The following is a 12705-nucleotide window of genomic DNA, read 5'->3' as shown; positions in this document are numbered from 1 at the left end:
CCCGACGGCGATCTGGTGTCTTGCGTCTCACACGCCGCGCCGGCGCTGGTGAATCGGCCCGCCGCCTTAGGCCCATGCCACCGGAAACCCGGTGGCACGCTTTCTGCTCATATCGCATGAAACAACAGCACCGGCGGAGATCATGAGCATAAACTTTTACAACGAAATGTACGATGCATCAGGCGCCGTGCGGCCGCACTATCGCGCCTATGCCGACTGGCTGGCCGCGACCCCGGCCGAGAAGATCGCGCGCAAGCGAGCCGAAGCCGACATCGCCTTCCATCGCGTCGGCATCACCTTCGCCGTTTATGGCGAGGAAGCGGGCAAGGAGCGGCTGATTCCCTTCGACATCATTCCGCGCATCATTCCGGCCGATGAATGGACGCAACTGCAAAAAGGGCTGCGCCAGCGCGTCAAGGCGCTCAACGCCTTCCTGCACGACATCTACCACGAGCAGGCGATTCTGAAAGCCGGCCACATTCCGCGCGAACAGGTGCTCAACAACGCCCAGTTCCGCCCGGAAATGATGGGCGTCGATGTCGCGGCCGGCATTTACGCGCATATCGCCGGCGTCGATCTGGTGCGTGCGGGGGGAGGCGAGTTCTACGTGCTCGAAGACAACCTGCGCGTGCCGTCCGGCGTCTCGTACATGATCGAAGACCGCAAGATGACGATGCGGCTCTTCCCCGAACTCTTCTCCCGGCACAAGATCGCTCCGGTCGCGCACTATCCGGACATGCTGCTCGAAAACCTGCGCACCGTCGCGCCGCACGGCGTCGAAAAGGATCCGACCGTCGTCCTGCTCACGCCGGGCGCGTACAACAGCGCCTATTTCGAGCACACCTTTCTTGCCCAGCAGATGGGTGTCGAGCTTGTCGAAGGGCGCGACCTGTTCGTCAAGGACGACACCGTCTTCATGCGCACGACGCAGGGGCCGCAGCGCGTCGATGTCATTTACCGCCGCCTCGACGACGACTTCCTCGATCCGCTCGCCTTCCGCAAGGATTCGATGCTCGGCGTGCCGGGGCTGCTCTCGGCCTACCGCGCCGGCCGCGTCACGCTGGCCAACGCCATCGGCACCGGCGTCGCCGACGACAAGTCGATCTACCCGTACGTGCCGGACATGGTGCGCTTCTACCTCGGCGAGGAGCCGCTGCTCAACAACGTGCCGACCTACATGCTGAGGAAGCCGGACGACCTCCAATACGCGCTCGACCACTTGCCGGAACTCGTCGTCAAGGAGGTGCATGGCGCCGGTGGCTACGGCATGCTCGTCGGCCCGGCATCGACGAAGACGCAGATCGAGGACTTCCGCCAGCGCATCCTCGCCGCGCCGGAAAAATACATCGCCCAGCCGACGCTGGCACTCTCCAACTGCCCGACCTTTGTCGAATCAGGCATTGCCCCGCGCCACCTCGACCTGCGCCCGTTCGTGCTCTCCGGCAAGGAGATTCAGATGGTGCCCGGTGGCCTGACGCGCGTCGCACTGCGCGAGGGGTCGCTGGTCGTCAACTCGTCGCAGGGCGGCGGTACGAAAGACACGTGGGTTCTTGAAGACTAAGAAAGCCGGGAGAACAGAATGCTAAGCCGCACCGCCGATCACCTTTACTGGATGTCGCGCTACACCGAGCGCGCCGAAAACCTGGCCCGTCTGCTCGACGTCACCTACCAGATGTCGCTCGTGCCCAAGCCCGTCGCCGCCGAAAACCAGAACTGGCGCGCCATCCTCGCTCTCAATAGCCTGGAGACGGCTTTCGCCGAATCCTATGACAAGGTCAACGCCGAGAACGTCCTGCGCTTCATGGTCTCCGACCCGAACAACCTGTCATCGATCCACAGCTGCCTGCGCGCCGCCCGCGAGAATGCCCACGCCGTGCGCGGCACGCTGACTTCGGAAACGTGGGAGAGCGCCAACGCCACCTGGATCGAACTGCGCGAACAGAAATTCGAGCAGCTGATGACCACCGGCATCGGCCAGTTCTTCGAGTGGGTCAAACTGCGCGCCGCCGTCACGCGCGGCGTCACCTTCGGCACCATGCTGCAGGACGAGGCGCTGCACTTCATCCGCCTCGGCGGCCAGATCGAGCGCGCCGACAACACGGCGCGCATCCTCGACGTGAAGTACCACGTACTGCGCACGAACGGCGACGAGGGAACGTCGGATTTCTACCGATGGGGCGCGCTGCTGCGTTCGCTGTCGGCGTTCGAGGTCTATCGCAAGGTCTATCGCGACGTCATCACCCCGGCGCGCGTCGCCGAGCTGCTCATTCTCCGCCTCGACATGCCGCGTTCGCTGCACGCCTGCACCAAGGGCATCGTGCGCATCCTCGACTCGGTGAAGAACGACCATTCGGCCGAAACCGAACGCCGCGCCGGCATGCTGCATGCACGCATCCACTACGCCCGCATCGACGACATCCTGAAAACCGGAACGCACGAATTCCTCACCGGCTTCATGGACGACATCTTCGAACTCGGCGAGGGGATCAGTCAGGACTTCCTGATGCCGGTGTCGGAAGGCTGAATCGTCGACGCTCGGCGAAAACCGCTTTTAACGCAGAGAGCGCAGAGAACACAGAGAAAAACTTTTGAGAGTTTTCTCTGCGCCCTCTGTATCTCTGCGCTCTCTGCGTCGAAAGAGGTTCTATCTGGCCGTCGATGCGCAACATCGGCGGGACGGGCCAGCGTGGCTAGGCCGTGGCGAATGGCTATACTGCTCGCCATTCCGACAACGAACCCAATCCCATGAGCCAAGTTACGGAATCAGCACCGGCCATGTCCGCCGCCGCTTTCTACCAACTGCTCGCCGACACCGTGCTGTTCGCGCATCTGGGCATCGTCATCTTCATCGTCGGGGGATTTGCACTGGTCGTCGCCGGCAATTTCCTCGGCTGGCGGTGGGTGAATAATTTGTGCTTCCGCGTCGCGCACCTGGCCGCCATTGCCACCGTCGTCGCCGAGTCATGGCTTGGTGTCGACTGCCCGTTGACCACCTGGGAATCCTGGCTGCGCATGAAAGCCGGAGCGGCGCCCTACGCCGGGAGTTTTGTCGCGCACTGGATTCAGCAGATTCTCTTCTTCGAAGCGCCGGCTTGGGTATTCGCCGTGCTCTATACCGCGTTCGGTCTCGGCGTGATCGCGGCCTGGTGGATTTTTCCGCCGAGGCGCGGCCGTGCCACGCGTCAGCGACCGCCCAAAGAATGACGGGGGCCTTCGCCCCCGCTTTGTCAGGCCTGGATCAGGCCGTCCCGCCGACGGTCAGGCCGTCGATGCGCAAGGTCGGCTGACCGACGCCGACCGGCACGCTCTGCCCATCCTTGCCGCAGGTGCCGACGCCCGGATCGAGCTTGAGGTCGTTGCCGATCATCGACACGTTGTGCATCGCCTCCGGCCCGTTGCCGATCAATGTCGCGCCCTTGACCGGGTAAGTGACCTTGCCGTCCTCGATCATGTACGCCTCGGACATCGAGAAGACGAACTTGCCGTTGGTGATATCCACCTGCCCGCCGCCGAAATTGACGGCGTAGATGCCCCTCTTCACCGACTTGATGATTTCCTCGACGCTCTTGTCGCCGTTCTCCATCATGGTGTTGGTCATGCGCGGTAGCGGCAGGTGCGCAAACGATTCGCGCCGCGCGTTGCCGGTCACCGGCACGCCCATCAGGCGGGCGTTCAGGCTGTCCTGCATGTAACCCTTGAGGATGCCGTTCTCGATCAGCACCGTGCGCTGCGTCGGGTTGCCCTCGTCGTCGATGTTGAGCGAGCCGCGCCGGCCGGCGATCGTGCCGTCGTCGACGACGGTGACGCCCTTGGCGGCGACGCGCTTGCCGACGCGGCCGGCGAAGGTCGAACTGCCCTTGCGGTTGAAGTCGCCCTCCAGCCCGTGCCCGACCGCCTCGTGCAAGAGGATGCCCGGCCAGCCGGAACCAAGCACGACGCTCATTGTGCCCGCCGGCGCCGGTTTGGCATCGAGGTTGACCACTGCCTGATGCACGGCGGCCCTGGCGTAGCCGCGCAGCACGTCGTCGGTGAAATAGCTGTAGTCGGTACGCCCGCCGCCGCCCGCCGAACCCTGTTCGCGCTTGCCGTCCTTGTCCTCGATGATGACGCTGATCGAGACGCGCACCAGCGGACGGATATCCGCCGCCAGCCGGCCGTCGCTGCCGGCGACGAGGACCACCTCGTATTCGCCGGCGATATGTGCCATCACCTGCGTCACGCGCGCATCCTCGGCGCGGGCGTAGGCTTCCAGCCGTTCGAGCAGCTTGACCTTGGCCGTCGCGTCGAGCGAAGCGAGCGGATCATGCGGCAGGTAGAGCGCATGGCCGCGGCGCGCCTGGAGCTCCGTGCCGGCCTTGGCGCGCTTTTTCTGTCCGGCGGCGGCGATGGCGCGCACGGCGGCGGCCGCGTCACCGAGCGCCGGCAGGCTGATGTCGTCGGAGTAGGCAAAGGCCGTCTTCTCGCCCGACAGAGCCCGCACGCCGACGCCTTCGTCGATGTTGAAGCTGCCCGACTTGACGATCCCCTCCTCCAGGCTCCACGCCTCGGAGCGGCTGTACTGGAAGTAAAGATCGGCGTAATCGACCTCGTGCGTCATGATCTGGCCAAGCACCTTGGTCAGATCAGCCACATCGAGGCCATACGGCGTAAGCAGGGTTTTCTTGGCCTGCACGAGCAGGGATTCGGTTTTGGCGGTCATGGGATTTGCGGTTCCAACAGATTCAAAGGCTTCACCACCAAGACACCAAGTTCACAAAGACTTACCAAGAAAATCCGTACTGACTTTTCTTGGTGCAACTTGGTGCCCTTGGTGCCTTGGTGGTGGATGTTTTGCATTACAACACCCGATGCGCAAGCGCCGGGAGGCTGGTGCGGATTTCGGCGATGCGGGCGTGGTCGAGTTCGCCGATGACGATACCGGCGCCTTTGGGGTGGCGGCCGACGATGTCGCCCCACGGGTCGATCAGCATGCTGTTGCCGTGCGTCTCGCGCCGGTTCTCATGCACGCCGCCCTGGCCGATGGCCAGCACGTAGCACTGGTTCTCGATGGCGCGCGCGCGCAGCAGGATTTCCCAGTGCGCCCGCCCGGTCATCTCGGTGAAGGCAGCCGGCAGCACCAGGAGGTCGACTTCGCCGAGCGCCCGGAACAGCTCGGGGAAGCGCAGGTCGTAGCAGATCGACAGGCCAACACGCCCGAACGGCGTATCGAAGGCCACCGGCTCGCTGCCCGGCTCGATCGTCGCGCTCTCGTTGTAGCGCTCGGCTCCTTTCTGGAAACCGAACAGGTGGATCTTGTCGTAGCGCGCCACGCACGCGCCGTTCGGATCGTGGGCGAGACAGGTGTTGAGCACCTTGCCATCTTCGCGCGCAACGAGCGGCATCGAACCGCCGACCAGCCAGATGCCGTGCTTCTGCGCCGTCTCGGCGAGAAAGTCCTGGATCGGGCCGCTGCCGTAGGCCTCGCGCACGGCGACCTTGTCGGCATCGCGCAGGCCCATGATCGGAAAGTATTCGGGCAGCGCGACGAGTTCGGCACCCTGCGCGGCAGCTTCGGCAATCAATTCGCCGGCGACTTTGAGGTTTTCGGCGACGCGCGGCGTCGACACCATCTGCACGGCGGCGACGCGGGCGTTCTTCTTGGCTTCATTTGGCGGAAGGCTCATGAGCGGCTCCTGTTGGATTATCTGGCTTGGCTGGATCGGTCTGAACCGGTGCCGAGCGCGCGGCTTTCTCGACCTTCGGGTCGTCCCACGTGCCGGTCACAAGGTATTCGAAACCGAACATCTGGTTGAGCGGATTCTGCAGCACTTTGTGGGCGAGCAGCGTCGCCACGCCGGCCACCGGGTTGACGAGGCCCACGCCGAGCGCGGCCGTGCCGCCAAGCTCGGGCTGCACGGTGACGTTCAGACGCTGCGTTTCGCGTTTCAGATCGACTTCGCCGCGCATGAGGACACGCGCCGACGGCCCATCGATCTGCAAACGCTCGGTACGCATCACGCCATTGTCGACGCGAATCTTGCTCGTCACCGAATCGAAAGCGAAGCCGTCGCTGAACACGTCGCCGAAATCGAGCGAGATGCGGCGCGGCAGCCCCTGCAGGCTGATCAGCCCGAGCAGCTTGCCGGCGGCGCCCGGATCGAGTTTGACGAACTGTCCCTTGCCCGCGTCGAGCTTCATGTCGCCGCTCAGGCTGGCATAGTCGAGATCGACCGGCGAGCCGTTCCAGCCAAGTTTGCCCTCCAGAACGGCGGTGCCGCCGCGCAAGGTTCCCGGGTAATCCATGCGTTCGAGCAACTTGCCGACGTTGCCGCTAGTGAGTTTGAAAGCCAGCTGACTGCGATTCGCGCCGCCGGCGCGCCGCCACTGTCCGCTGCCGTTCAGCGTGCCGTCGGGATTGGACGCCTGAATCCGGTCGAGCAGCCAGACGCCGCCTTCGTTGCGGGCCTGCACCTCGATGCGGCCAAAACGCCGCGGGCCAACTTGGAAGTCATCGGCGACAAAATCGACGGCGGGCAAGGTTTCCGTCGGCACCGACTCCCCTTGGCCGGCACCGATCGACGACGGATCGATCCGCATCTGCTTCAAGCGCGCCGTCAGCTTGCCGCCGCCCGCCTCCGCCGACGGATCCCATTGCACGTCGCCGGAAGCCTGCCGCGAACTCAGGCGCGCCCGCCACGCGCTGCCCGCCGCCGTGGCCAACAGGTCGACGTCGCGTAGGCGGTGGCCGAAGGCATGCAAATCGGGCGTCTTCAGGCTGATCGCGTTGATAAAGGACGCGACCGAACCCGTCTGGGATGGCGGCTGCGCGGCAGCTCCATCGCCCCCGTTTGTCGCGACGGCACCGTCTTCCTTCCGCCACAGCGCGCGCCAGACATCGAGGTCGAGCTGTCCGGCCGAAATGGCGAGCACGACGCCCGACGCCGGCAGCTCGGGCGCCCGGCCGATGGCAATCGCCCCGCGCTCGACGGTCAGCACGCCGGCCTGCTTGCGGCGCAGCAATTGCATCGAGAGGAGGCTGTTGCCACCATTGCCGAGCGACACGTTGATCTGGTCGCGCTCGACAACCTCGCCCTTGCCGGTGGTATTGCCAGCCTCCGGCAACAGTTTCTTTTCGAAGCGCAGCGGCAAAGTCGCCGTCGCCGGCTTGTTGAACGGCTCGGGCAGCGCCGAGGACAACCCCACCAGTCCGGACTCGATGACCACGTCGGCATTGCGTTTGTTGATGCGCACCTCGCCGCGATACGACGCCGCCCCGCCGAGACTCGCCAGCAACGGATGGTCGGCCTGCTTGCGCAACTGCGCCACGGAAACGGAACCGTTGGCGGAAATCAGGACGCGGCCATCCTTCTGCGTGCCGCCCTGAATCCTGAGCGGGCCGCCCAGCAAGGTGGCATTGATTTCCGGCACGTTCAGGTCGCTGCCGGAAAAGCGGAGGCTGCCCTTGACCTGCCGCAGCGGCGGCAGCGCCGGATCGACCGTCACCTCGTTGCCGAGGAAGCGGTACGTTCCCTCGATTTCGGAATCATCCAGCTTCTCCTCGGCGAGCGGGATGGTCAGGTTGATGTCGAGCTGGCCGTTACCGACCGCGCGCATGTCCTCGGTAAAACGGTTGATCCGCTCGGCAACGGGGCTCTGGTCGATGAACTTGAGGAACTCGGCGGTCGGCCCCTCGGCCTTGCCGCGCACGTGCAGCATCGGCACGGCGAGATCGAAATCGGGAATCTCGACATGGGTGTTCGACAATTTGGCGCCGAGAATCGAGCCGCGTTGCGCCTCGATGGACATTCCATTGCCCTCGAAACGCAGGTCGCCGTGGATAGCGTTGATGCGCGGCCAGCCCTTGCCATAGTCGAGCAGCACATCGCGCGCCTTGACCGTCACCAGGAACTGCCCCTTGCGCTTGTCAAGGAAGGGGAAGTCGGCAAGATTGCCCTTGAGCGTCAATTTCGCTTCGCTGGCATTGCCGGCCAGCAGCGAATCACGCAGCCAGTAACGGGCGCCGTCGCCGACCACACGGGGCAGATAGCGCCAGACGGCGCGCGCATCGGCGCGCGTCAGCGCCGCCGTCATGTCGATGACGCCCGGTGTGCCGGCCACCGAGCGGTAGGTACCCTGCGCCGAACCGGCCGCTTCCGGACCGGCGAACCCGGCGCGCAACAGTTCCGCTTCCAGCTCGCCGTTCTTGAACGACCACTTGGCCAGCGCATTCAGTGAATCGAGCTCGATCAGCGGCACCGGGAACACGGCCGGCAAGTCGAACGATGACTTTCCTGTCAGCAACGTCGCCGTTCCGCCCTTGTCGGTCGCATCGACCGTTCCGGCAATCCCGGCAAAACCGGGCATCCCGCCCTGCGGCTTCAACGCCAGATCGTCGAAGCGGGTTTTCAGCGCGTACGTTTTCAGCGCCCCACCCTGCGTCTTCCAGCGCGCGCTCAACTCGCTCAGCCGCCCACGTGGCCCATAGGCTTCCAGCGTCTGCCGCGCTGACGCATCGAGCGGCACATAGGCAGAAAGCACGGCCAGCGCACCGAGGTCGACCTGATTCGCCGTCGCGCTGCCCTGCGCGCTCTGCTCCCCGGCGTCGGGTTGCCAAACGACATGAAAACGCATCGGCTCCAGACGAACCGCCGGCGATTCCGCAACTGCATCGCCCTCCGCAACGGCTTTCCGCGCCGCCAGCATGACGTCGCGCCCTTCGATGTCGAATCCATTCTCGGCGAACTTCGCGGAGAGGCGCCCGCTCAGGTGTTCAAGGTCGAGCGCCGGCAGTTCCGGCGCCAGGCGCAGATTGACATCGCGCAATGCCACATCCGCCGTCAGCTCGCGCAACTGCGCCTTGTCGAATCCGGCCCAGACGCGCAGGGCGCCCCGCCCGCGCGGCAGCTCGACGGGGTAATCGACCCACTGCCGCCAGACCGCCAGATCGGCATGGCCGATGTCGACATAGCCATCGCCGGACCAACGATCGAGCCGCGTCAGATCACTGCCTCGGAAGTCGCCGCGGATGTCGATTTTCGACGCCAGCCCCTCGGGCGGCAACGCCGTCAGCCCGAATCGATGGCGCCGGCCTTCATTGTCCAGCGCCAGATTGACGTCCTCAAGGATCAGCGGCGGCGCCGCCCGCATGCCGTCCTCCCAGACCAGCATCGCACCGTTGATGCGGATGCGCCGCTGATCAAGCAACCAGCCGGAGAGGTCGCTGTCGCTTTGCTCCTGATCGAGAGGAATGCCAGCGATGAAAAAACGCCCGTCAACATCGCGCCGGACGTGCAACGTCGGTTCATCGATCTGCAACAGGCGCAAACGAACCTGCCAACTCGGCACCGACCACCAGGACACGACGGCCTTGACATGCGACAACGCGAGCGCCGGGCGCCCCTCGCCGTCGGCGATGCTCACATCGGACAGGATCAGATCGGGATGCAATCCCTCCCAATTTGCCTGGATGCCCCCGATACTGACTGGCTGCCCCATCCGCTCACTGGCCAGACGCTCGATCTCGGGCCGATAGTCTTCGACGCGCGGCAGGACGGCATAGCGCAAGGCCAGCACAAGAGCGATGAACGCCAGAAGCCCCGCCAGCGACGCCCAACCAAGCGCACGCAGCAGACCGCGCGCCCAGCGGTTGAAGCACAACGGCAGGAATGCATGGAAACGGTGATACAGCGCGGCGCGCAAGCCGCCGCGCCCCCCGTTTTCCCGGGTCATGACGCAGCCCTCGGGATCTTCGATTCAGAGGGAGAAGATTTTGCCAATTGTCAAAAAGCCTCACTAAAATGGCGGAACTCCCGCGAACCGGTTGCGGCGCCCAGCAAAGGCGCCAATTGTAACGGCTAACGGCTATTCGGCGGACGCTCAAGTCCATTTGGTCCGGCCAGCGATGGGTAGTTCCCGCCGCGACCGCCCGCATGACGCGCCGAAATCACCGAACACGCCAAGCCCTGCCACAGCGCCTTCATATCCCCGACGACCGAAAACATCATGACCGAACCTCTCTCCTACCCCGCTACGTGGCAACCCGCACTGGCGCACAGCCACTTCCTGCGCCAGCAACTCGCCGCCTATCCGGCCATCGTCGACTGGCTCAAGGAACACGCCGGCAGCGCCATCGACGGCCAGCGGATGCGCGATTTTCTCGCCGTCCTCGCCCCGTCCGACGAGGACGCGCTCAAACGCGCCCTGCGCCAGCTGCGCCAGCGCGTCATGGCGGCGCTCATCGTGCGCGACATCGGCGGCCAGGCGCCGCTCGAAGAAGTCGTCGAGACAATGACGCTGCTCGCCGACATCACGACCAACTTCGCGCTCGACTTCCTGCACCGCCAGCTCGCCGCCCAGTTCGGCGAACCGCTCGACTGGCAGGGCCGGCCGCAGCGCCTGCTCGTCGTCGGCATGGGCAAGCTCGGCGGACGCGAACTCAATGTCTCATCCGACGTCGATTACATCTTCATCTACCCGCAGGAAGGCGAGACGGCCGGCGGGCCGCAGAGCGGGCGCAAGATCGAGGCTTACGAATTCTTCACCCGCCTCGGCAAACGTCTGATCGCGGCCATCGGCGAAATCACCGGCGACGGCCAGGTGTTCCGCGTCGACATGCGGCTGCGCCCGAACGGCGACTCGGGCCCGCTCGTCTGCTCGATCGTCTCGCTCGAAAACTACCTGATCGCGCAAGGCCGCGAATGGGAACGTTACGCCTGGATCAAGGCGCGGGTGATGAACGAGGGCGACAACCTGCAACCGGAATGGAAAACCGCCCTCGAAAAAGTGGCGCGGCCGTTCGTCTTCCGCAAGTATCTGGATTTTGGCGCGATCAACGCCATGCGCGACCTGCACACGCAAATCCGCCGCGAAGTGGCGCGCAAGGACATGGCCGACCACATCAAGCTCGGCCCGGGCGGCATCCGCGAGATCGAGTTCATGGCGCAGGTCTTCCAGTTGATTCGCGGCGGCGGCGATCCGGCGCTGCAGATCCGGCCAACGCTCAAGGTGCTTGCGCTGCTCGTCAATCTGCGCCTGCTGCCCGAAGAAACGCGGCGCGAACTCACCGATGCCTATGCCTTCTTGCGCACACTCGAACATCGGCTGCAGTACGTGAATGACGCGCAAACCCACATGTTGCCAACCGGCGCGAATGAGCGCCTGCAAATCGCCGTTTCGATGGGCTTTGCCGACTGGCCGGCGATGCTCGACGTGCTCAACGGCCACCGCCAGCGCGTCGCCTTCCACTTCGGCCAGATCTTTTCCGACCCGGAGGAAGGCACGCACGCGCTCGCCGGCCTGTGGATGGAACAGCTCGAACGCGACGACGCGCTCGAAGTGCTCGGCAACCTCGGTTTTCAGCACGCGAAGAGCGCGCTCGACCGGCTGCACAGCTTCCGCGAAGGGGCCAAGTACCAGCAACTGCCAACGCAAAACCGCGAGCGGCTCGACACCATCGCGCCGCGCCTGATCGAAGCGGCCGCCGCGACGCAGCATCCCGACGCCACCTGGCAGCGCGGTCTCGACTTCTTCGAGACGATCAGCCGCCGCGGCGCTTATCTGGCCCTGTTACAGCAATACCCGCAAGCGCTCAGAAAAGTGGCCGAGATCATCGGCAGCTCGGTATGGGCCGCCAACTTCCTGACGCGCCACCCGATCCTGCTCGATGAGGTGCTCGATCCGCGCCTCTACGAAATCGCCACCGACTGGCAGGATTTCCGCACCAACCTGCTGCGCCGCCTGCGCGACGAAGACGGTGAGACCGAGCGCGAAATGGACGTCATGCGCGAGGCCTACCACGCGCAGGTTTTCCGCCTGCTGGCGCAGGACATCGCGGGGATGCAAACCGTCGAACGCCTCGCCGACCACCTGACACAACTGGCCGACATCGTCGTGCAGACGACGCTCGACCTGTGCTGGAGCAAGATCAAGGAGCGCCACCCGCACCCCGAGCAGCCGCCGAAATTCGCCGTCATCGCCTACGGCAAGCTCGGCGGCAAGGAACTCGCCTACGGCTCCGACCTCGACCTTGTCTTCGTGCACAACGATCCGGAATCAAGCGCCGGCGAGCTCTATTCCCGGCTCAGCCAGCGCCTGAGCACCTGGCTCGGCACCCAGACCTCGGCCGGCATGCTGTTCGAGACCGACTACCGTCTGCGCCCGAACGGCGACGCCGGCATGCTGGTCAATCCGGTCGAAGCCTTCCGCGAGTACCAGCTGGAAAAAGCCTGGGTCTGGGAGCATCAGGCGCTGACCCGCGCCCGCTTCTGCGCCGGCGATGCCGAGCTCGGCAAACGCTTCGAGGAAATCCGCGTCGAGATCCTGCGCCAGCCGCGCGATCTGGCCAAGCTCAGAGAAGAAGTGCTGGCCATGCGCCAGCGCATGCTCGACGCGCACGCCTCGCACAGCGAGGACGTGTTCGACATCAAGCAGGACCCGGGCGGCCTGATCGACGTCGAGTTCATCGTCCAGTACCTGATTCTCGGCTACGCCCACGCCCACGCGGAACTGTGCGGCAATCTCGGCAACATCGCGCTGCTCGGCATCGCCGCCGACCTCGGGCTCATTTCGCACGAGCTGGCCGACCCGGTGCGCGACACCTACCGCGAATACCGCCGCCTGCAACACGCCTTCCGCCTCGACGGCATCAGCGGCGCCCGCGTCGACCGCGCCGAACACGCCCGCCGCATCGAAGCGGTCAAGGCGCTGTGGGCGGCTGTTCTTGGGTAG

The 12705-nt window shown here is 65.0% G+C and carries 8 protein-coding genes; 4 read left to right on the top strand and 4 right to left on the bottom strand.

Translation table 11 applies throughout. From position 1 onward, the window contains the following. Positions 1 to 142 precede the first annotated feature (142 nt). The 3 genes from GH659_RS12140 (at position 143) to GH659_RS12130 (ending at position 3204) form a co-directional block, all read left to right on the top strand. Positions 143 to 1561: a circularly permuted type 2 ATP-grasp protein gene (locus GH659_RS12140; protein WP_153111701.1), complete on the top strand. Its 1419-nt coding sequence runs from the start codon at positions 143 to 145 to the stop codon at positions 1559 to 1561. A gap of 18 nt (positions 1562 to 1579) precedes the next feature. Continuing rightward, positions 1580 to 2524 carry an alpha-E domain-containing protein gene (locus GH659_RS12135; RefSeq protein ID WP_153111700.1) on the top strand — a complete coding sequence of 315 codons (945 nt, stop codon included), beginning with the start codon at positions 1580 to 1582 and terminating at the stop codon, positions 2522 to 2524. A gap of 221 nt (positions 2525 to 2745) precedes the next feature. Next, positions 2746 to 3204: a DUF2784 domain-containing protein gene (locus GH659_RS12130; protein WP_246167834.1), complete on the top strand. Its 459-nt coding sequence runs from the start codon at positions 2746 to 2748 to the stop codon at positions 3202 to 3204. Between the two features lie 34 nt (positions 3205 to 3238). Here GH659_RS12130 and tldD read toward each other — a convergent pair whose 3' ends face one another. From tldD to GH659_RS12110, 4 genes are all read right to left on the bottom strand, one after another. Further along, complete coding sequence (gene tldD, locus GH659_RS12125) at positions 3239 to 4699, bottom strand: metalloprotease TldD (RefSeq protein ID WP_153111699.1); 1461 nt, start codon at positions 4697 to 4699, stop codon at positions 3239 to 3241. A gap of 136 nt (positions 4700 to 4835) precedes the next feature. Next, positions 4836 to 5663, bottom strand: coding sequence for a carbon-nitrogen hydrolase family protein (locus GH659_RS12120; RefSeq protein WP_153111698.1), 828 nt, complete (start codon positions 5661 to 5663; stop codon positions 4836 to 4838). After that, positions 5644 to 9708 (bottom strand): YhdP family protein, encoded by a 4065-nt coding sequence (locus GH659_RS12115; RefSeq protein ID WP_153111696.1) that lies wholly within the window; start codon positions 9706 to 9708, stop codon positions 5644 to 5646. The genes GH659_RS12120 and GH659_RS12115 overlap by 20 nt, the downstream gene beginning before the upstream one ends. 125 nt (positions 9709 to 9833) lie before the next feature. Further along, entirely contained in the window at positions 9834 to 9983 is a 150-nt protein-coding gene (locus GH659_RS12110) for a hypothetical protein (protein WP_153111694.1), read from the bottom strand. Between GH659_RS12110 and glnE the strand changes: the two genes are divergently transcribed. After that, complete coding sequence (glnE, locus tag GH659_RS12105) at positions 9982 to 12705, top strand: bifunctional [glutamate--ammonia ligase]-adenylyl-L-tyrosine phosphorylase/[glutamate--ammonia-ligase] adenylyltransferase (RefSeq protein ID WP_153111693.1); 2724 nt, start codon at positions 9982 to 9984, stop codon at positions 12703 to 12705. The two genes, GH659_RS12110 and glnE, sit on opposite strands and share 2 nt — an antisense overlap.

Origin of the sequence: Propionivibrio limicola (assembly GCF_009469695.1) — a bacterium.
Classification (GTDB): Bacteria; Pseudomonadota; Gammaproteobacteria; order Burkholderiales; family Rhodocyclaceae; genus Propionivibrio; species Propionivibrio limicola.
The sequence above is the reverse complement of the archived record's forward strand: the minus strand, read 5'-3'. Positions and strand labels throughout refer to the sequence as shown.